Source organism: Streptomyces sp. NBC_01275, from assembly GCF_026340655.1.
In the GTDB taxonomy this organism is placed as follows: Bacteria; Actinomycetota; Actinomycetes; order Streptomycetales; family Streptomycetaceae; genus Streptomyces.
In genome coordinates, this window is sequence record NZ_JAPEOZ010000001.1 from 5087420 (window position 1) to 5107254 (window position 19835).

17 protein-coding genes are annotated in these 19835 nt (G+C 71.7%); 7 read left to right on the top strand and 10 right to left on the bottom strand.

Annotation, left to right across the window (positions count from 1 at the left end; all coding sequences use genetic code 11):
- Positions 1 to 3 precede the first annotated feature (3 nt).
- The 3 genes from OG562_RS22380 to OG562_RS22390 are packed head-to-tail and all read right to left on the bottom strand — an operon-like array spanning position 4 to position 3501.
- Complete coding sequence (locus OG562_RS22380; protein ID WP_266400501.1) at positions 4 to 933, bottom strand: MoxR family ATPase; 930 nt, start codon at positions 931 to 933, stop codon at positions 4 to 6.
- Positions 934 to 941: 8 nt separating this feature from the next.
- Positions 942 to 2210, bottom strand: coding sequence for a toll/interleukin-1 receptor domain-containing protein (locus OG562_RS22385; RefSeq protein ID WP_266400504.1), 1269 nt, complete (start codon positions 2208 to 2210; stop codon positions 942 to 944).
- Positions 2211 to 2253: 43 nt separating this feature from the next.
- A complete protein-coding gene (locus tag OG562_RS22390; protein WP_266400507.1) occupies positions 2254 to 3501 on the bottom strand; it encodes a hypothetical protein in 1248 nt (415 codons plus the stop codon).
- A gap of 211 nt (positions 3502 to 3712) precedes the next feature.
- Between OG562_RS22390 and OG562_RS22395 the strand changes: the two genes are divergently transcribed.
- Positions 3713 to 4846, top strand: coding sequence for a hypothetical protein (locus OG562_RS22395; RefSeq protein ID WP_266400510.1), 1134 nt, complete (start codon positions 3713 to 3715; stop codon positions 4844 to 4846).
- A 62-nt stretch (positions 4847 to 4908) separates the two neighbouring features.
- On the opposite strand, the gene OG562_RS22400 is transcribed toward OG562_RS22395, so the two are convergent.
- Together OG562_RS22400 and OG562_RS22405 are read right to left on the bottom strand one after the other, a co-directional pair.
- Positions 4909 to 5409 (bottom strand): FMN-binding protein, encoded by a 501-nt coding sequence (locus OG562_RS22400; protein ID WP_266400512.1) that lies wholly within the window; start codon positions 5407 to 5409, stop codon positions 4909 to 4911.
- A 7-nt stretch (positions 5410 to 5416) separates the two neighbouring features.
- On the bottom strand, positions 5417 to 6778 hold the full coding sequence (locus OG562_RS22405) for a ferredoxin reductase family protein (RefSeq protein ID WP_266400514.1): 1362 nt from the start codon (positions 6776 to 6778) through the stop codon (positions 5417 to 5419).
- Between the two features lie 312 nt (positions 6779 to 7090).
- Between OG562_RS22405 and OG562_RS22410 the strand changes: the two genes are divergently transcribed.
- Both OG562_RS22410 and OG562_RS22415 read left to right on the top strand, forming a co-directional pair.
- Complete coding sequence (locus tag OG562_RS22410; protein ID WP_323187545.1) at positions 7091 to 7840, top strand: response regulator transcription factor; 750 nt, start codon at positions 7091 to 7093, stop codon at positions 7838 to 7840.
- 77 nt (positions 7841 to 7917) lie between these two features.
- Positions 7918 to 9375, top strand: coding sequence for a HAMP domain-containing sensor histidine kinase (locus tag OG562_RS22415; protein WP_323187662.1), 1458 nt, complete (start codon positions 7918 to 7920; stop codon positions 9373 to 9375).
- Positions 9376 to 9425: 50 nt separating this feature from the next.
- Here OG562_RS22415 and OG562_RS22420 read toward each other — a convergent pair whose 3' ends face one another.
- Both OG562_RS22420 and OG562_RS22425 read right to left on the bottom strand, forming a co-directional pair.
- Complete coding sequence (locus OG562_RS22420; protein ID WP_266400518.1) at positions 9426 to 11948, bottom strand: SpoIIE family protein phosphatase; 2523 nt, start codon at positions 11946 to 11948, stop codon at positions 9426 to 9428.
- A gap of 153 nt (positions 11949 to 12101) precedes the next feature.
- Positions 12102 to 12506, bottom strand: a complete 405-nt coding sequence (locus OG562_RS22425) for a hypothetical protein (protein WP_266400521.1) — start codon at positions 12504 to 12506, stop codon at positions 12102 to 12104.
- Positions 12507 to 12975: 469 nt separating this feature from the next.
- On the opposite strand from OG562_RS22425, the gene OG562_RS22430 reads away from it, so the two are divergent.
- The 4 genes from OG562_RS22430 (at position 12976) to OG562_RS22445 (ending at position 16317) form a co-directional block, all read left to right on the top strand.
- A complete protein-coding gene (locus OG562_RS22430) occupies positions 12976 to 13842 on the top strand; it encodes a polysaccharide deacetylase family protein (protein WP_266400523.1) in 867 nt (288 codons plus the stop codon).
- Positions 13843 to 14084: 242 nt separating this feature from the next.
- A complete protein-coding gene (locus OG562_RS22435; protein ID WP_266400525.1) occupies positions 14085 to 14801 on the top strand; it encodes a response regulator transcription factor in 717 nt (238 codons plus the stop codon).
- A 171-nt stretch (positions 14802 to 14972) separates the two neighbouring features.
- Entirely contained in the window at positions 14973 to 15452 is a 480-nt protein-coding gene (locus OG562_RS22440; protein WP_266400528.1) for a VOC family protein, read from the top strand.
- 40 nt (positions 15453 to 15492) lie between these two features.
- Positions 15493 to 16317: an SDR family oxidoreductase gene (locus OG562_RS22445; RefSeq protein WP_266400530.1), complete on the top strand. Its 825-nt coding sequence runs from the start codon at positions 15493 to 15495 to the stop codon at positions 16315 to 16317.
- Between the two features lie 109 nt (positions 16318 to 16426).
- Here OG562_RS22445 and OG562_RS22450 read toward each other — a convergent pair whose 3' ends face one another.
- The 3 genes from OG562_RS22450 to OG562_RS22460 form a co-directional block, all read right to left on the bottom strand.
- Entirely contained in the window at positions 16427 to 17587 is a 1161-nt protein-coding gene (locus tag OG562_RS22450; RefSeq protein ID WP_266400532.1) for an HTTM domain-containing protein, read from the bottom strand.
- On the bottom strand, positions 17577 to 18176 hold the full coding sequence (locus tag OG562_RS22455; protein WP_266400534.1) for a DUF5819 family protein: 600 nt from the start codon (positions 18174 to 18176) through the stop codon (positions 17577 to 17579). The genes OG562_RS22450 and OG562_RS22455 overlap by 11 nt, the downstream gene beginning before the upstream one ends.
- 304 nt (positions 18177 to 18480) lie before the next feature.
- Positions 18481 to 19800, bottom strand: coding sequence for an ice-binding family protein (locus OG562_RS22460; protein ID WP_266400536.1), 1320 nt, complete (start codon positions 19798 to 19800; stop codon positions 18481 to 18483).
- Positions 19801 to 19835 lie beyond the last annotated feature (35 nt).

Sequence of the window (19835 nt, forward strand, 5' to 3'; positions counted from 1 at the left end):
GCCTCACCCCTCCTGCTGTGGGGACTTGACCAGCGTCAGATTGCGGACGAGGAGCCACTGCGGGTCCCCCGGACGGACGCCCAGCGCACGGCAGGCTCGCAGGGCGTCCAGGTACTCGGCGGTGCTGGGCGCCCGCTCGCGCCCGAGCCGCCCGTTCTCTCGTACGTCGATGAGCTCGTCGGCGAGGGCGCCGACGAGGGCGAGGGTCTGCTCGTCCAGCGGCACGCCCGCGTGTTCCAGATGCAGCCCTGCGATCCGCACCAGGCTCTCCCGGGTGGGGGCGGGCAGGGTGAACGTGACACAGCGACGCAGAAACGCCTGCGGGAGTTGCCGCTCCCCGTTGGTGGTGATGACGATCAGCGGGGCGTCGACGCCCGACTCGCGCCGGACGGGCGTTCCGGTCTCGGCGATGGTGAACTCCTGCGAGCCCAGCGGTACGAGCAGACTGTTCGGGACGTCCGGGTCGGCCTTGTCGATCTCGTCGATGAGGACGACGGCCCTCCTGGTCCAGTACTCCTGTTGGAACCGGTCCAGCGGGTCGGGTTGATGCCGGTGGACGTCCTTGAGGAGGCCGCCGCGGGTACGGGCGGACTCGGGGGCGAGCGACCACCACAGGACACCGGGGTTGACGTACACGCCGTCGTTCAGCCTGTCGCGGTGCACTTGGGCGTCCCCCAGTCTGCGCACGCTGTCGAACGTCCACAGCAGGTCCGTGGCCTGGGTCCGTGACGTGACGACGTGTTCGTAGTACCGCAGGTGCTTGTCGCGTGCGTAGAACGGGGCCAGGGAGGACTTGCCCGATCCCGGTTCTCCGCTCAGCAGCAGCGGTCGGTCGGTGGCCAGAGCGACGTCGATCGCGAGCCGGAGTTCCTGCGACAGGTCGTAGATCCTGCCGTCCCGCGGATCTGGCCCATGAGAGACGAATCTGGTCACGAGGGCTCCTAGTACGTGCCGGCGAGGAGGTCGGGCAGTTGTCTGAGGCGTTTGCCGCGGAGCTTCGCCGTCTTCTCGTCCTCCGCGGTGAGCAGGGGTTCCAGCACAACCGCGTTCTTGAAGGCGCTCCGGACCTGGTCGTCGGGTGTCGCGGTACCGGTGGTCACCAGGACGATCAGCCAGGAGAAGGCGCGGTGGAGCAGGTTGACGGCTTCGGCGAATTCGGCGTCGGGTGGGCGGAACTCGTTGATGACGAGGTAGTGGGTGCGGGTGGTGAGGTCCTTCGGGAACATCCGCTCCTCCTCGGTGTCGGCGTCGAAGAACTCCTTCCACACCGCGTCCTCCCATGTGCGGAACCGCTCACCGACCCGGTCCTCGCCCGTGGGCAGGCTTCCGACCGACTTCGTCTCGAAGCCGTGGATGGCGTTGCACGTGGCCCGGCGTATGTACTGTTCGGCCGTGCCGTGCGAAAAGGCGTTGAGCAGGAGGGTCATCTCCCGCGGCGGCTTGTCCGGGGCCGGGAGGGCGCTGCGGGCGGCCTCCTCGTTGACCCAGGTGGCGGTCAGCGCGCCGGTCAACCGGCGGATGGTCTGGTCCTGAAGGGACGGAGCAAGGACGTCGAGGGCCTTCTCCATCCGCTCGGGAGGGGCCACGAGGAATTGCTGGGCCAGGAAGAGGCAGTCGCCGTGCTGAGCGGCGACGTGCGCACGGAAGTCCTGCTCGGCTCCGAGCTCCCTCGCGGCCTCGGCCAGTAGCTTCGGCTGCTTCCGGGCCTCGGACAGATACACGGCCAGCCGGTCGAGCCAACTGCTCATCGGGTCCTTGCCCGCGGCCGCCCGGGGGAGCCGGGCGAAGCGTCCCAGTACCTGGTCGGCGAGGCTCTCGGCATCCTGCTGGTCGCCCTGCGCGGTGCGCGCGAACTGGATCGGCCGAAGCTCCTCCAGGCCCGCCTTCTTCACGGCCCCGGTCGTGAGGCCGTCCAGCAGTACGGGCACCACGAGCAGGGGTGCGCCGAGCGCCCTGCGCCACATGAGGATGTTGACCTCGCGCCGCACCCAGTGGGATCGCAGGGCCGCCTCGTTGAGCAGCACGACGGCCGCGTCGCAGCGGGCGAGCCAGTGGACGAGCCGGGGCCGCCACTCGTCGCCCGGGTCGATGTCCGACTGGTCCACGAGCGGGGTGTGGGCCCTGCCCCGGAGACCTTCCTCGATCTTCTCGAGAACGGCCACGGCGAACGCGTCGCCCCGGGCGCTGTGACTGATGAACACGTCCCCCACGGAGCCGATTGTGATCCATCGTCAGTCACCGTGCGGGCAAGTCTCACAAACCTGCCTCGAACTCCGTCTTGGCGACGATGATGCGCCAGCGGCGGAGTTCTTCGGTGAGCGTCGACTCGACCCGGACGACCAGCGAGCGGAACGAGACGGCGAGTTCGGCGCCGGCGGGTTCGGCGAGCAGACGGCGCAGCGTGTTCTCGTGCCCGAGCAGTTCCTGGCGGGTCTCCCGGTAGGAGGCGGCCAGCCGCTGCGAGGCGAAGAGGTTCTGTACCGCCAGGGCCATGTTGCACAGGGGCGGGAGCCCGGCGGCGAGCAGGGCGACGACCGCCGAGGTCCCCGACGGCCCGTCCCCGCCACGGCCCGACTGGAGGAGAACGGCGTACGCGACGGCGACGGCGACGGCCGCCAGGATCGTGGCCTTGGCCGTCCTGCCGAGCCGGTCCTCGGTACGTTCGCAGGCGCCGGCGGCCAGTTCGAAGAACAGGCTCTGCCGCCTGATGCGATAGTCGAGATAGGTGCGCATCCGCTCGGAGGTCTCGGCGTCGGCGACGGGCACGCCCCCGTCCCCGCGCAGCCGGACGGCGTCCTGCCAATGGCTCTCCGCGCCGTCCGAACCCCGGTCGCAGAGGCGGGCGAACGCGCTGAGGTCGGCCGGGCCCGAGGCGGCGAGCAGGCTCAGCCGGGCGTCGCGGACCTGCTCGGCTTCCCTGTCGGTCCGCCCCAGATAGGGACCGACGGCTGCCAGCAGGAGGAACATCTCGCGGCGGAAGAGTTCGGCTCTGACCCGGCTGGTGACCCAGGGCTGGGACGGCTCCTGACTGGTCCACACCGTCCAGACCATGGAGACGAGAAGCAGACACTCGGCGAGGACGAAGCCGAGGCCCAGGTCGCCGCCGTGCTCGAGGAACACGGTCTGAACGGTCAGGCACGTCACCGCGAGCGCGGGCAGTACGGCGAGACGGATGCCGGTCGCCCGGAACCGGCCTTGCCGGTCCACCACGGTGTCGCCCGCCGGGCGCGGGAGAACGTTCGGGTAGTCGATCGGCCGGCGTATCTCCGGGGCGGGGGTCCAGGCCGCACGCTGCGGTCGGCCGACCCGGCGTCGGCGACGGTGCGCCCACTGCCGGCCGAGCAGGTATCCGCTGTCCAGGACGATCAGCATCCAGACCGTCCCGACCATCGGCAGAGCGACGACCAGAGCCGACGCCCCGCTCAGCACGGTCGCCGCGGTCCAGGCCGACAGGACGAGGCTCACGCCTACGACCAGCCATATCCGCACCGAAGTGCGCATGTTCCCTCCCCCTTCCCTCCCCCTTCTCTCCCTTTCTCTCCCTTTCTCTCCCTTTCTCTCCCCTTGTCTCCCTTTCTCTCCCCTCCCCCTTCCGTCCCCTTCCGCGGCGCGGAGGGCGACGGTATCGAAGATGCCCAGGACCGGCCCCGAGAACACCGCAACAGGTCGCCCGGGGACCGTCACGCTCTGCGAACTCATGCGTTGAGCAGTCGTGCACACCATCTCCTCGTCGACCTTCTCCTCGTCCGCCGAGCGTTCGCTCGCGACCGACCCCGGTCTCTCCCTTCGGCCCCTGCGATTCGCCCAGCTCACCCGCGGTTGGTCCGCGGACGTGACCGCGGCCGACCTCGCCCCGATCGCCGCTTCGGTCGCCGCCCCGCGCCGGCTCCGGGCCAAACGCGGCTATCTCGGGGGAACCGCGGCCAACGTGGAGCTGACGCGGATGCTCGAGGAGCGGCCCGAGGACTTCGGGGCCGTGGGGCAGATCGTGTGGGGCGCGGAAGCGGTCGAAGTCCGTCCCGGTCTACGCCCGTTCGCCGACTGCCTACGTGTCGTCGAACCCGAGTGCATCGACGGCCTCCAACGCCTGAGGGTCATCGCCGACCTGCGGGACCGTCTGCCGCGCGAGCACCTGGAGCGCGCCGTCATCCGCCTGGAGATCCGGTGCGGGGGCGAGCGGGACCGGGCCCGTCGCACTCACGACGGCGCGGATCGCTGCCTCAACGTGTCGACGGCGCAGGACCGTTTGATCCGGTGCCCGAACATCCGCCGCCTGATGGACGCCGACTGGGAGAAGGGCGACTTCGATCCCCGCCGGGGCGTGACCGCGGGGCCCCATGGACTGCGTTTCTCCATGGCCGACGTGACCTCTGCCCTCGCCTGTCTGTCGGACGGTTCGCAGCCGGTCGCGGCGCACCGGGCGGCCACCCCGCAAGGACAGGAAGCTCTGTGGGGCGACCACGCCTCCGCGGTCTACCGAGGCCTCTTCCACGGGCGGATGAGCCCGGTGGGCGTGATGCGTGCCGTCGAGGCGTGGCGGACGGCCCGATCGGCGCTGGCCGAGATGCCGAGGAAGTCCCGGCAGGGCCACGGCCACTTGATCGAGTACGCGCCGGAACTGATCTGCTGGAAGGCCTGCCGCTGGCTGCCCCTGCTCACCCTGCACGACCCCAAGTCGCCGTTCGCCTGGGAGCGGGCGATCGAGCGTGATCTGCCCGGCCGCACGGTTCAGGCGGCGGAGTCGCTGGTGGCTCACTACAAGGCGCTGCATCCGGAACACGGCCGCTCGGGCTCCTCGTACAAGTCGGAGGCCCCCAAACTCGATCTGTGGAGGGAACTGGCGTAGGGCAGGGGCTGGGGCTGGGGCAGGGGCAGGGGCAGGGGCAGGGGCAGGGGCGCGGGCAGGTGTCAGCCGCCGGCCGAGTCCAGTGCCGACTGGAGCGACTCGCGGTAGCCCTCGCTGGTGTACGTGGCTCCGGAGACCGTGTCGATGTCGGCGCTCTGGGCGGTGAGCGCCTCTCTGGTCAGCTGGGGGACGGCGTAGGCGTTGATCTGCTGGTCTCTCGGGTTCTCCTGCGGGTAGGCGAGGGCGGTGACGTCGGTGAGCTTCCCGTTCTTCAGCGTGACGCGGACCTGGACGGGGCCGTAGCGGGTCTGGACGGAGTCCCCGGTGACGGTCCGGGTGCCGGTGGCCGATCCGGTCGAGCCGGTCGCTCCGCTCGACGTGCCGGAGCTGCTGGAGCTGCCGGAGCTGCCGGAGCTGCTGGACGGCGCCGGAGAGGTCGCGAGTCCGGCGACGGTCGGCGTCGTGTGCGGCTTCAGCGACAGCAGCAGCACCATGCCGGAGACGGTCGCGGCGCTCGCCAACGCGATGCGGCGCAGCGGACGGTTCTTCCTCAACGTGTGCAAGACGGCCTCACAGCTCGAAGGACTCGTGGTGGATGCGGCGGTCCGGGACCCCGGCGGTGCGCAGCGCCTCGTACAGGTCCTGTGCGAAGCCGTGCGGGCCGCACAGGTACACGTCGTGGGCGTCCAGGTCGGGCACGGCCGCGCGCAGGGACTGGGCCGTTAGGTCCGGGCGCCGGCCGTCCGGGCCGTTGAGCGCGTAGAGCACCTTCGCGCCGCGCCACCGGGCGACGGCCTCCAGCTCGCCGCCGAGGGCGAGGTCCTCGGCGGTGCGGGCGCGGTAGAGGAGGGTGACGTCGCCGGGCAGCGTCTCGAACAGGGCGCGTAGCGGGGTGATGCCGACCCCGCCCGCGATCAGCAGGGACTTGTGCGCGGTCCGTCGGTCGGCGGTCAGCGCGCCGTAGGGGCCCTCCGCCCACACGCGGGTGCCGGGCCGCAGCAGGGGGACGGCGGCGCTGTGGTCGCCGAGCGCCTTGACGGTGATGCGCAGCAGGTCCGGGCGCGGCGGCGCCGACAGGGAGTACGGCGTGGAGGTCCAGCGCATGCCCTCGGTGAGGAACCGCCAGCGCAGGAACTGCCCCGGCCGCGCACCCATCTCGTCCAGCCGACGGCCCCGCACGACGACGGAGTACACGCCCGGCGCCTCCTTGTGCACGGAGTCGACCCGTAGCCGGTGACGCAGGTTGAGCCGTACCGGGGCGAGGATCCGGAACCACGCCACCAGGGCCGCGACGCCCAGGTACAGCGCGTACCAGACGGCCTGGGCGGACTGGCTGCCGATGAAGTCGGACCCCAGGGCGAGCTGGTGGCCGAAGGAGAGGAAGACGGCCGCGTACGTGAGCAGGTGCAGGTAGTACCAGAACTCGTGGCTCACCCGACGGCGCACCGCGCGGGCCGAGACGAGCCCGACCGCGAACAGGATGACGGCGCCGGCGGTGGCCTTGAGCATCTCCGGGTAGTCCAGGACCACGGTGAGCGTCTCGTCCAGGAACGAGGAGCCGTCCTGGGCGGAGTACCCGAGCAGGATCAGCACGACGTGGGCCGCCAGCAGACAGACCGTGTAGCGGCCTGCCATCGCGTGCCAGCGCGTCACCCGGTCCGCCCCGATCCGCCGCTCCAGGAGCGGGACGCGGGCCATCAGACCGACGAGGACGGCGCAGGCGTATCCGCACAGCAGTCCCGCGATCCGCCCCGCGCCCGTCAGCCAGCCCGCGGCGCCCACGACCGACCCCGTGTCGTGCCACCACAGGGCGATCAAGGCGGCGGCCCCGCCCCACAGGACGGCGAGGAGGGGGCCGGCGGGGGAGCGCGTCGGTGCAGGAGGCGCGGGAGGCGAGGGGGCGGCCCTTCGTTGCGCGTACGCCGTCGTCATCCGCGTGTCCCTTCGGCTGTCCCCACGTGTCTGCGTCCCATGTGTCTGCGTCCCACGTGTCTGCGTCCCTGCGTCTCTACGTTCCTGTGGGCGGCCCTGTGTCCCTCGGCCGCCCGGACGACACTGTGCCGCCGCAACTTCTGAGCCTGCTCTCAGCGCGGGGTGGGCGGCGCGGCCTTGCCGCAGGTGGGAAGGGTCGTACGGACGAGCGGAGCGGACCGGCGGCGCGGCGGACTCACAGTGGACTCAGAGCGGACTCAGAGGTCGGGGAAGCGGCCCGGGGCGAGGCGAGACGGCATCCTGGTACCTGAGATGAACACTCCCCGCCCCCGCGGCTCCGGCCGCCCCGCGCTGACCCGGACCGACGGCGCCCCGCTCCGGGTCCTCGTCGTCGACGACGACCCCGATCTCGCGGAGGTGCTCTCGGGCGCCCTGCGCTACGAGGGCTGGGAGGTGCGCACGGCGGGCGACGGCGTCTCGGCCGTCGCCGAGGCGCGCGAGCTGCTGCCCGACGCCGTCGTCCTCGACGTCATGCTCCCGGACACCGACGGCTTCGCCGTGCTGCGCTCGCTGCACGCCGTGCGCCCCGACGTGTGCGTGCTCTTCCTGACCGCGCGCGACGCCGTCGAGGACCGCATCGCGGGCATCACGGCGGGCGGCGACGACTACGTGACGAAACCGTTCAGCCTGGAGGAGGTCGTCGCCCGGCTGCGCGGACTGCTGCGCCGCGCCGGCATGGCCCGGCAGGCGGAGGACGGGCCGCGGCTGACCGTCGGCGACCTGGTCATGGACGAGGAGGCCCGCGAGGTCACCCGCGGCGGCGAACTGGTCGAGCTGTCCCCGACGGAGTTCGAACTGCTGCGCCTGCTCATGCGCAACCCGCGACGTGTGCTCAGCAAGGCGCAGATCCTCGACCGCGTCTGGTCCTACGACTTCGGCGGGCAGGCCCACGTCGTCGAGCTGTACATCTCCTACCTGCGCAAGAAGGTGGACGCGGGCCGCCCGCCCATGATCCACACCGTGCGGGGCGCCGGATACGTGCTCAAGCCGGCGGCCCGGTGAGGAGGCGGCCCGGCCGTGGGGCACGGCCCGGCAGCGGGACACGGTGGCGGCCGCCGCGGCCGCCCTGGCCGCACACGCTGCGAGCCCGCCTCACGGCCGGCCTCGTCGTGCTGCTCGCGGTCAGCTGCGCGGCCGTCGGAGTCGCGGCGGTGGTGGAGCTGAACGGCTTTCTCACCGGCCGGCTCGACCAGCAGCTGCGCGAGACGGGCGCACGGTTCCCGGCGAGCCTGGAACACGGCGGGACCCGACCCTCGGACCACGACGGCGACGAGGACGGCGACGGGGACACCCGCCGGCAGACCGTCGGGACCTTCGGCGCCCGGCTGGTCGGCGACACGGTCACCAACGCCGCGGTGGTGGCGTCCGGCAGCGGTACGGGCACGGTGACCGTCGCGCTCGGCGCGCAGGACAGGAGAAGGCTCGCCGGTCTGCCGGCCGACGGCCAGGGGCACACGACCGCTCTCTCGTCCCTGGGCGAGTACCGCATGATGGCGACCGAGGGCAGGGACGGCGACGTCCTGATCACCGGGCTTCCTCTGGAGTCCGTCGAGGTCACCGTCCACCGGCTGGAACTGGTCGCCGCCGTCGTCTTCGGCGCGGCGCTCGCCGTCGCCGGCGTCGCGGGCGCCCTGTGGGTGCGCTGGTCGCTGCGACCGCTCAGCAGGGTGGCCGCGACCGCCACCCGGGTCAGTGAACTGCCGCTCTCCAGCGGCGAGGTGGCGCCTGCGCCCCGCGCGCCCGAGAGCGACCCGCGCAGCGAGGTGGGACGCGTCGCCGGCGCCTTCAACGCGATGCTCGGCCATGTCGAGGACGCGCTGACCAAACGGCACGCCAGCGAGGAACGGCTGCGCAGCTTCGCCGCCGACGCCAGCCACGAGCTGCGCACGCCCGTGGCGTCGATCCGCGGTCACGCGGAACTGGCGCTGCTGCACCCCGGCCCGGTGCCGCCGAAGGTGGCGCGGGCCCTGGAACGCATCGAGGCCGAGGCGGCCCGCATGGGCGAGATGGTCGACGACCTGCTGCTCCTCGCCCGCCTCGACGCGGGCCGCCCCCTGGAACGCCTTCCCGTCGACCTGACTCGTCTGGTCCTGGACGCGGTGACGGACGCGCAGGCCACGGGCCCCGGACACCGCTGGCTGCTGGAGCTGTCCGAGGAGCCGGTGACGGTGCCGGGCGACGCCCACCGGCTGCACCAGGTGCTGGCCAACCTGCTGGCCAACGCCCGCCTGCACACACCCGTCGGCACCACGGTGACCATCTCGCTGAAGACCGACGACGGCGACGGGACGGCGGTGCTGACGGTCCACGACGACGGACCCGGCGTCGCCGCGGACGTCCAGCCCAAGGTCTTCGAACGCTTCACCCACGCGGACCGCCGCCGCACCGAGGCCTCGGGCGACGGCGCCGGCACCGGCGCCGGCCTCGGCCTGTCGATCGTGGCGGCGGTCGCCGAGGCCCACAGTGGAAGCGTCACCCTCGAGAGCGGCCCGGGATCGACCGCCTTCACGGTACGGCTCCCCGCCGGCGACGGGTGATCAGCGCATGCGCATGCGCATGCCACGCAAGCCGACTCGGCGGACCGGAGCTACGACCCCGGCAGCGCCTGTTCCGTCCAGATGATCTTGCCGGTGGGGGTCTGGCGGGTGCCCCAGCGCTCGGCGATCTGGGCGACGAGCATCAGACCGCGCCCGCCCTCGTCGAAGACCCGGGCTCGTCGCAGATGCGGCGCGGTGCCGCTGCCGTCGGAGACCTCGCAGATGAGCGTCGCGTCGCGGATGAGCCGCAGCACGATGGGGTCGACGCCGTACCGGATGGCGTTCGTGACCAGCTCGCTGACGATCAGCTCGGTGGCGAACGCCGCCTCCGTCAGCCCCCAGGCGGCCAGCTGCTCGCCCGCCGCCTTGCGGGCCCCGGCCACGGCCGCGGGATCCCGGGGCAGCCGCAGGGTGCGGACCTTCGCCGTGTCGAGGGCGGCCGTGCGGGCCAGCATCAGCACGATGTCGTCGCCGGGACGGTCGCCGAGCACGGTGCGCAGCACCTGGTCGCAGGTCTCCTCCAGCGGTGCGGCCGGGCCGCTCAACGCCTCGCGCAGCAGGGTGAGACCGACGTCGATGTCGCGGGAGGCGGCCTCGACCAGGCCGTCGGTGTAGAGGGCGAGCAGGCTGCCCTCCGCCAGCTCCACCTCGACGGCCTCGAACGGCAGACCGCCGAGGCCGAGCGGCGGCCCGGCCGGCAGATCGAGGAACCGCACCGCGCCGTCGGGGGTCACCAGGGCGGGCGGCGGATGTCCGGCGCGCGCGATGGTGCAGCGCCGGGACACCGGGTCGTACACGGCGTACACGCAGGTCGCCCCGACCTCGCCCGACGCGTCCTGGGCCCGCCCGCGCGCCTCGGGGCCCTCCTCCCGGTCGAGCCTGAGGACCAGGTCGTCGAGTTGGGTGAGCAGTTCGTCCGGGGCGAGATCGACGTCCGCGAGCGTGCGCACGGCGGTCCGCAGGCGGCCCATCGTGGCCGACGCGTGGATGCCGTGGCCCACCACGTCGCCCACGACCAGCGCGACCCGGGCGCCGGACAGCGGGATGACGTCGAACCAGTCCCCGCCCACGTCCGCGCCGGAGCCGGCCGGCAGGTAGCGGTAGGCGACCTCCATCGCGGCCAGGTCCCGTGGCCGGTCGGGCAGGAGACTGCGCTGGAGCGCCAGCGCGGTCCGGCGTTCGCGGGTGTAGCGGCGGGCGTTGTCCACGCTCACCGCCGCTCTGGCGACGATCTCCTCCGCGAGCAGCAGATCGTCCGCGCTGAAGGACTCCGCCGTCCGGTGCCGCAGGAAGTGCACCAGACCCAGGGTCACTCCCCGGGCGCGCAGCGGCACCAGCATCACCGAGTGGATCATGTGCCTGCTCACGGACTCGGCGCGGGCCTGCGAGGACCTGATCCACGCCTGCATCCCCGGCTCGCCCGCAGTGTGCCGGGTGCCCCGGCCTGCGATCAGCGAGCGCATCGGCGGGGTCCCCACCGGATAGAGGATCGTGCCGCCCGTGGCGACCACCGACTCCGGACAGCCCTCCAGCACCGACCGCTGCGCCGTACGGCGTACGGTGACGGGCTCGTCCGGAGGCACCGGTTCCGGCTCGTCGCCCAACGCGACGGACTCCAGCAGGTCCACGGTGACGAAGTCCGCGAACCCGGTCACGGCCACGTCGGCCAGTTCCTCGGCGGTCCGGGACACGTCCAGGGTGCTGCCGATGCGCACGCCGGCGTCGTTGAGAACCGCCAGGCGCTGCCGGGCCCAGTACTGCTCCGTGGTGTCGAAGACGGCCGCGGACACCCCCTGGACGGCGCCGCTCTCGTCCTTCAACGGGGTGATGAACATCGACCAGGCGTGTTCCCGGGTCTCGCCGGGAGCCTTGCCGTGGTTCTCGTGGAAGACCGTCTCCCCGGTGCGCAGGACCTGTCGCTGGAGGCGGTCGTACTCGTCGAACGGCGGAGTGGGCTCGATCTCCGACAGGGTCCGGCCGCGCATCTCCGCCATGGTCATGCCCATCACCTGGGACATGACGGCGTTGGCGGCCACCAGCCGGGCCTCGCGGTCGTAGACCGCCACCGGCACGGGGAGCTGCGCGAGCGTGAGGTCCCACAGGGCCTGCGCCTCCGGCAGGTCCTGCGGCGCGGGCAGGTCCTGCGGCGCGGGCAGGGCCTGTGCCCCCGCCAGGGCCTGTGTCCCCGGCAGGGCCTGTGTCCCCGGCTCGGGCCGCCCGGCGCCGCTCGCCGGTGCGGCTCCCGTCACGAGCCAGAGCCGACCGGGGCCCGCGTCCGCCAACGGCGTCCCCTGCAGCCGCACCACGACACGGTCTCCGCCCCGGTGCCGAAGCGCCACCTCGGTGGCCACCCCGCGGCCGACGGCCACGTGCCGCCGCGCGGACTCGGGCAGGCCGGCGGCGAGCAGGTCGCCGGCCGGACGGCCCACGACCTCGGCGGATTCGTAGCCGAGCAGCCGCTGAGCCCCGGCGCTCCACATCGCGACCGCCCCACCGGCGTCGACGACGACCGCGAAGTCCTCCGGCACGCGTCCCTCCACCGTGCCTCCGGATGTGACGCCCCTACTGTTCATGGGCCTCTTTCCCTCGCTCTCGCCCGACCGAGTTCCCCACTCCGCGGGCGAGACCCGCACCGGTCCCGGGAACGCCCCTCGGAGGCCGAATCCCGTGCCGCACCCTTCCTCTCGACCAGTCTGGCAGCGGGGCGACGACTCCGCGGGCGGAGATCATCCAGGAGGGCCGTACGCCCGACGGCATCCGTGTACGCCCGACGGCATGCGTGTATCGGGGTGCGGTCGGGGTGCGCTCAGGGCGTTCCCCTGATGAGGGGACGGAGGACCGTCGGCGGTGGTGTCGTCGGCGGCGCCCTCCCGGCTGTCCCTGCCGACGAAGAAGCTCGACGCGGCCGTGAGGGTGGAGGCGACGGCGAGCCGCACGGCCCATTCGCCGGCCCCGCTGTCCCCGACGGAGGAGGTGAAGACGGGCGCGTTGACCAGGGCGCCGCTCAGCGGCAAGGAGCCCGCACCGGTCAGCAGACAGACCCACAGCGGGGGTTCGTTGGAGGCGGTGAGGACCGCGGCCGCGAAGATCACGACCACGCTGAGTACGACGGTGAGCGTTGCGATGTCCATGCCCCTCAGCATTCCGCCGGCCGGACGGCGAATCGTCGGCGCAGCGGAGGAACAGGGCCTCTATCGCAGGGTAGAGACGCACCGCGTGCGCGGCCCTGCGCGTCGTGGCCTCCGGCGAGGGGATCCTCGCCCCGGCTGTCACCCGCCGCCTGATCGACGCCTCGCCCAGGGCGCGCTCCCGCCGACCGCCGTCACCGGCGCCCTCGGCGCGCTCACCCCACGCAAGGCGACTAGCGTGGTCTACGAAAGCGGCCTGATCCGCCCAAGCGGCGCGCCCGCCGACTGAATCCCTGACGCCTTGACTTCCTGACGCCTTGACGCCTTGACGCCTTGACGCCTTGACGCCTTGACGCCTTACTCCCCGCGCCGCCCGGCCCCCGGCGTCGCGTCCGGAGCGGAACCTCGGATGTCCGTTCGACATCAACCAGGTGGACAGCCTGAGGCGTACGGACGACATGGGGTGCACACGATGGACAGGCGGATCAGGGGCGCGGCGCTGGCCTGTGCCCTTCTCGCGGCGGGCTGGGCGACAGGCGGCTGCGGGGCCGAGCCCCCGGCGGACTCCCGTTCCGCCGAGCCGTCCCCCTCCGCGTCGTCGACCCCGCTTCCCGGCGGCGCATCGGATGCGCAGGAGGGTGCGCAGGCGGCCGTCGAGGTCGCCTACCGCAAGTGGGGCGTCAAGCCGCTGGCCGCGCCGCCCGCCCCGCCCGCCGCCAAGCCGATAACGCTGCCGGCCGCCGACGGTCGGGTGCCGGTGATCAGCGAGATACCCACCGAGGAGAAGATCGTCTTTCTCACGTTCGACGACGGGGCGGAGAAGGACCCGGAGTTCGTGTCGATGATGCGGGAGCTGAAGATCCCCTTCACGATGTTCCTGACGGACTCCGTCATACGCGCCGACTACGGCTACTTCAAGAAGCTCCAGGCTCTCGGCGACGGCGTCCAGAACCACACGCTGACCCATCCGAACCTTCCCACCCTGGGCGCGGCCGCTCAGAAGGAGGAGATCTGCGGCCAGCAGAGCAAGCTGAAGGATCGATACGGCACCACGCCACGGCTGTTCCGTCCGCCCTACGGCAACTGGAACGAGAGCACCCGGGCCGCCGCCGCGTCCTGCGGCATCGAGGCGATCATCCTGTGGCGCGAGTCGATGCAGATCAAGAACATGCAGTACCAGCGCGGCGACAGGAAGCTCCACCCGGGCGACATCGTTCTGGCCCACTTCCGCGGGCCGTCCGAGCTCAAGGGCACGACGCTGACGCAGATGACGGTGAACCTGCTGCGTCACATCCAGGAACAGGGCTTCACGGTCGCCCCGCTGGAGGACTACCTGTAGCCCCTGAAGTCCCCTGCCGGACAGTGGCCTTGAGGGTCGGTCGGACGCCCTGCAAGCCCGTCGCGGCGACCGCCCGGGCCGCGGACTTTGCGTGAGTCACGCAACTGGCTGTTACCGTGGTGGGACGCGATGACGCGCCACGCTCCTACGCTGGGATCGCGTGGCCGCGCGCGCCCGCCGGCCCGCTCGGCGGTGCGGGCGGACGTGCACGAAGAGTCACGAGGGCCACGAAGGGTCTGGTCATGCGCGCTCATGCCGGCGAGAGGCCGCTGTCGTCCTCAGGGGACGGGCCGGACGTTCTGGTCGTGGCGGGCGATCCCGGGGACGCCGAGCTGCTTGCCACGACGCTGGAGTCTGCTGGCTACCGCGTCGGCGCGGCGGGCGGCGCCGCCGAGGGGATGGCGCGGCTGACGACGGCGCGTTTCGATCTGGTGGTCTGGGACGCCACCCTGCCGGACAACAAGGACCTGGCCAGGGGTCGCCGCCTCGTCCTGGACAACCGCCCTCCGGTGCTCTTCCTGATCACCTGCGACTACCTCCACACCCTGCTCCCGGAACTCGGCGGGGGAGCCGAGGACTACGTGACCAAGCCCTTCCGGGCCGCCGAGATCCTGGGGCGGGTCGAGGTCCTGCTGCGCGGCCGCCGCACCGAGCCGCCCTCGGGGATGCCCCGCTACGGCGATCTGGTCCTGGACGAGGTGACGTGCCGCGCCCGGCGCGGCGCCAGGCCGCTCGACCTCACCCCCGCCGAGTACCGGCTGCTGCGCCATCTGCTGGTCAACGCCGGACAGGTGCTGTCCAAGGAGCAGATCAGCCGGCACGTCTGGAACGACTTCCGCGCGTCCGAGGCCATCGAGAAGCTCGTCTCCCGCCTGAGGCAGAAGGTGGACCAGGAGGAACCCGCGCTGATCCACACGCGCCGGGGCTTCGGTTACGTGTTCGGGCGACCAGGGACGTGACGCGGGTCGTGAGGCGGGTCGTGACGCGGGATGTGACGCGGGTCGCATCTGGCTGATTCCCGGAGACCGTCCGGAAGAAGTCAGCCTTCCTCGCTTGCATGCAGGTGGTCGCGTGCTCGACCACCTGTTCAAGGTCTGCGCAGCTGCGCAGCCCGAAACCGAGGAGCCGCCATGACCCGCATCCTGAGGCCCGAAGACCACTTCCACGTCGGCATCGTCGCCGAGGACTTCCACGCGTCGAAGGACCAGCTCGCGGAGCTGTTCGGGGTCGAGTGGGGTGCGGAGATGGGCGGGCCCACCGAGGTGACCCTGCCCACCGGCGACGTGGTCGTCGACTTCCGGTGCGCCTATGCGCTGTCGGAGGGCCCGGGGACCCGACTGGAGATCGTCCGGCGCGTTCCCGGGACCACCCTGTGGGAGCCGACGCCCGGGTCCGGCATCCACCACTTCGGCTACTGGTCCGACGACGTCGACGCCGACACCGCCGCACTCGAACGCCACGGCTACGTGATCGAGGCGACCCGCAGGGGTCCCGACGGCGCCCTGTTCTTCGCGTTCCTGCGCAGCGGCGAGCAGACGGGCTTCCGGGTCGAGCTGGTCAGCAGGGCGGCCCAGCCGTCCCTGGAGCGCGCCTGGTCCCGGCAGCCGTGACCCGAACGCACAAGACCCCGTCTTTCCACGAGGAGTGAGTATGACAACCGTAGGAATCGTCACCGGTGCCGGACGCGGGATGGGCGAGGCGTGTGCGCGGCGGCTCGCCGACATGGTGGACGTGCTGCTGCTCGTCGACCGGGACGAGACGGGAGCGGCCGCGGTCGCGAAGGACCTCAACGACGCCGGCCGCCGGGCCACCGCCGAGCCGTTCGCCCTCGACGTCACGGACCGCGAAGGCCTCGCCCGGCTCGCCACGCGGGTCACGGAACTCGGCACGCTGCGGGCCGTCGCCCACGCGGCCGGCATCTCGCCCACCATGGCCGACTGGCGGCGCATCTTCGAGGTCGACCTCGTAGGCACCGCCCTCCTGGCCGAGGCGCTGCGCCCGCTGGCCACCGCGGGCACGGCCCAGGTGTACTTCGCCTCGATGTCACCGCTGATCGCCCGGATCGACCCCACCCCGGAGATCGCCGCGATTCTGGACGACCCGCTGCAGCCGGACTTCCTGGACCGGATCCGTGACGCCGTCGGCCCGGACATCGAGAACACGTCGCTCGCCTACCCGTGGGCCAAGCACGGCGTGCACCGCTTCGCCCGCAAGGAGGCCGTCCGGCTCGGACCGGTCGGCGCCCGCGTCAACTCCCTCTCGCCCGGCATCGTCCTCACCCCGCAGGGGCGGCAGGAGGCGGCGCAGCACGCGTCGATGCAGAAGCTCATCGACGCGACCCCGCTGGGCCGCGCCGGCGAGTCCGAGGAGGTGGCCGCGGTCGTCGCCTTCATGCTGTCGGACGAGGCGAGCTTCCTGAACGGCATCGACGTCCTGGTCGACGGCGGGGTGTACGCGGCCGTGCGCGACCGGTGATCGCGGGGTCCCGCACGGACTCCGGCCGGGATCGGGAACGGCGGCATGAAGATCGCCGTTCCCGACCTGTCCGTACGGCTGAACGGCAGTACGGCGGTACGGCGTGGTCTCAGCCGGCCACTTCGCTCTGCGCCGGTACCCGTGCGCGTACCCGAGCCCGTACCCGTGCACGGGATGTCCGGGGCGCGTCCGCGACTCTTCCGGAACCCGCTCCCCGCGCGGTGCGCCGCCACAGTCGTCCCAGAGCCCGGTAGAAGCGGTCCGGCAGGAAGACGGCGTCGGCGATGATCATCGCGCCGGAGAAGAGGGGCAGCCCCATGAGGACCGCGATACCGAGGTGCATGCCCAACAGCATGGTCAGGACCGGGTACTTGAGCCGCCCGAACAGGACGAACGGGAAGGCGACCTGCAACAGCACCGTCAGGTAGCAGGCGACGGCGATCAGTACGTCGTGCTCGTCCGCCATGAGGGAGAGCCCCGGCCAGGGGCGGAACAGGTCGAGGTTCAGGACGTAGTGGAGGGCGGTCCCGTTGCCCCAGGATCCGCCCTGCACCTTGTACAGACCCGCGGACCCGTAGAGGAAGCAGACCTGGGCCGCGATGACGAACATCCCGCAGTTGTGCAGCGCGGTGGTCACGGTCCGCCGGGAAGCGCGAAGGTGAGGGCGGAGCCCGCCCGCGATCCGGTCCGTCGGCGGGCACGCCTCGGCACGCGTGCAGGCTCGGAGCCGGGTTCTGCGTGCGTCCAGGGACCAGCGACGGCCGCACGCGGTGAGGACGAGGTAGAGGGCCATGAGGAGGATGAGGTTGTCTCCTCCGTCGGTCATGAAGATCGCCCTGCCGTGGAACGACGCGACCACGACCGCGAACAGCACGGACACCGCCCTGGTCCGCCAGCCGAGGGCGAACAGCGCTGACGCGCCGACGGCCAGGGCGTAACAGGCCTCGAAGTAGGCCCGGCTGTCGGACAGGGTGAGGATGCTGACCCACCCCGTCTGGTCGAACAGCTGCCTCGCCAACTCCGGCGTCCACGGCGATCCCGGACCCCAGATCTCGTCGCGGTGCGGAAACTCGCGCAGCAGGAAGACGAGGTAGACGAGCCCGTATCCGATGCGCAGGACCGCCGCGGCGTACAGGGAGACCGGCCGCTCGGTCAGGACGCCGAGAGCCGCACGTACGCGGTCGTGGACGTGGTCGTGGACGTGGTCGTGGACGTGGTCGTGGACGTGGTCGGGGACGCGGTGCGGTGCGGGAACCAGCTCAGTTTCCATGGGAGTCCGCCTCCACCTTCCACCAGGGCAGATACCGCGTATCGGCCGCTGTCGGAGCGACTGCGGCCGCTCCCGCTCCGGTTCCCGTTCCCGCGGCGATGGGCACGGTGGCCACCCGTAGCTGGATGGCCTCGAAGCTCCCGCCACGGTGGGCGGCGACGCGATCCGACGCGATGTTGGTCAGGTACTGCTGAGTCATCAACGCCCGCTGCGTGCGCGGCTGATCGTCGCTGACATGGTTCTCGAGGTAGGAACTCCAGGCCCGTCGCAGCATGTTCTGCGCCGTATGACTCGGGAAGGCGTTGTGCCTCACCGCGGAACCGTCCACGGCGGTCAGATCGAACCAGCCGCTCACCTGCATGGCGCCGTCCGGCGTGGTGTGCATGGTCCGCGCCGAGATCTGCCGGTTGACGGACTCCGGATCCGGGGCGAAGAGTCGCCAGTTCTGTTCGAACAGCGGGAAGACCCACGCGTCGACCTGCCGGCTGTACTGCCGGGAGAGCGGATTCGGGGGCGCCACGTGCAGAAACACCAGGAGCACATGGACCAGGGCCGTCGCCAGGCAGAGGAACACGGCGACACTCGTCACCGCTTGCAGGAGGATCGGCGGAGGCGCCGAGTGTTCTGTGGGTCCTTCCGCGGTTCTTTCCGAGGATCCCTCTGTCGATTGTTGCGCGGATTCCCGCGTGAATGCGTCCGCAGATTCATCCGCAGATTCATCCGCATCCGTCGATGCAGTGCCGTCCAGCACGGCCCCACCCGGCCTTTCGCCTTTCGATTCGGCTTCTCTCGCTGCTTCTCCTGAGTTCTCGGCGGCCGACGCGCGACGGAATCGACAACGATCCGCCGCGCGCCGGGCGCGCCGCACGTCCCCTCAGGGACGCGCGTACGACTCAGTGACGAACGCCGCCGTAGCCGTCGTTCTTGCCGGGCTTGCTTCCGTACCCGCCGTACCCGCCGTACCCGCCGTAGCCGCCGTGCTCTTCGGGCTTCCCACCGTGATCGTGGCCACCCGGCTTGCCCGGCTTAACCGGCTTGTTGGGCTTGTTGGGCTTGTTTGGCTTGTGCGGCTTGTTGGGCTTGTGCGGCTTTCCGTGGTCGTGGCCACCGGGCTTGCCCGGCAGTCCGCCGATCACGCCGCCGTTGACACCGCCGTTGACGCCGCCGTTGACGCCGCCGTTGACGCCGCCCGTGGTCCCGCTTGTCGTAGTGCCGGCGACGAGGCCGCCGAGCGCTCCGCCCGTGGTGCCGCCCGTCGTCAGGATGCCGCCGAGGAGACCACCCAGGAGGCCACCGGTGCCGCCGCCGGTCGGCACGCCGCCGATGGCGCCGACGGTGGTGCTGCCCGTGGTGCCCGCCGACGTGGCCCCGGCGATCACGCCGCCGGTGATCAGACCGCCCGTGGTCCCGCCGGTCCCACCGGTCCCGCACGGCCCCTGGAAGATCCTGTTGGTGTCCAGCGTCACGGCGCCGTCACCGCGTAGGCCTGCATCGGCCAGCAGCCGGCCGTTGATGGTCGCCCCCGTGGTGGCGGTGATCGAGGTGTCGGCCAGGATGGTGCCCACGAACGTGGAGTTGGTGCCGAGCGTGGCCGAGCTGCCGACCTTCCAGTACACGTTGCACGGCGAGGCGCCGTTGATGAAGCTCACCGTGCTGGCGGATGCCGTCGTCAGTGTCGAACCGATCTGGAACACCCAGACGGCACTGGAGTTGCCCTGGGCGTCCAGGGTGAGTGTGCCGGTGATCCCGGCGGAGCTGTTCGCCCTGTAGAGGCCCGGCGTCAGCACCTGGCCGCCGAACTCGTGGGGAGCGTCGTTGTAGATCGCGTCCGTCAGAGTCTGTCCGGCGGCCTGGTTGTACGCCGTGTTCAGGTCGGTCTTGGCTTGGCCCGCGACGGCGTCGGCAGAGTGCAGAACCCCGGGCGGGGTCACGATGCCGGGCCCTCCGTCGGAGGTGAGGAACCCGGTGATGGCCGTTCCGGGGCTCACACCGACGTTGAGACCGTTGACCACCGTGGGACCGGTGTTGGTGACCGTGGCGCCGGCCAGTACTCCGAAACTGGCTGCCGTGCCCAGAGGCACCGGGGTGGCGACGGCATGGGCGCGTGTCGGCGTCATCGCGGTGACGACAGCGGCGATCGCCACGGCCGTCACCGCCGCGATCCATACCGACGTCGTGCGCTGGGGAGGCGCGTCATGGATATTCAGCGTCATCGAGGGGCCAACTCCTTTGAGGGGATGATCTTGGC

Coding starts and splice junctions, on each gene's coding strand:
- OG562_RS22390 (WP_266400507.1), bottom strand. CDS start 3,501: ATGCGCACTTCGGTGCGGATATGGCTGGTCGTAGGCGTGAGCCTCGTC.
- OG562_RS22405 (WP_266400514.1), bottom strand. CDS start 6,778: ATGACGACGGCGTACGCGCAACGAAGGGCCGCCCCCTCGCCTCCCGCG.
- OG562_RS22410 (WP_323187545.1), top strand. CDS start 7,091: ATGAACACTCCCCGCCCCCGCGGCTCCGGCCGCCCCGCGCTGACCCGG.
- OG562_RS22420 (WP_266400518.1), bottom strand. CDS start 11,948: ATGAACAGTAGGGGCGTCACATCCGGAGGCACGGTGGAGGGACGCGTG.
- OG562_RS22425 (WP_266400521.1), bottom strand. CDS start 12,506: ATGGACATCGCAACGCTCACCGTCGTACTCAGCGTGGTCGTGATCTTC.
- OG562_RS22430 (WP_266400523.1), top strand. CDS start 12,976: ATGGACAGGCGGATCAGGGGCGCGGCGCTGGCCTGTGCCCTTCTCGCG.
- OG562_RS22435 (WP_266400525.1), top strand. CDS start 14,085: ATGCGCGCTCATGCCGGCGAGAGGCCGCTGTCGTCCTCAGGGGACGGG.
- OG562_RS22440 (WP_266400528.1), top strand. CDS start 14,973: ATGACCCGCATCCTGAGGCCCGAAGACCACTTCCACGTCGGCATCGTC.
- OG562_RS22445 (WP_266400530.1), top strand. CDS start 15,493: ATGACAACCGTAGGAATCGTCACCGGTGCCGGACGCGGGATGGGCGAG.
- OG562_RS22450 (WP_266400532.1), bottom strand. CDS start 17,587: ATGGAAACTGAGCTGGTTCCCGCACCGCACCGCGTCCCCGACCACGTC.
- OG562_RS22460 (WP_266400536.1), bottom strand. CDS start 19,800: ATGACGCTGAATATCCATGACGCGCCTCCCCAGCGCACGACGTCGGTA.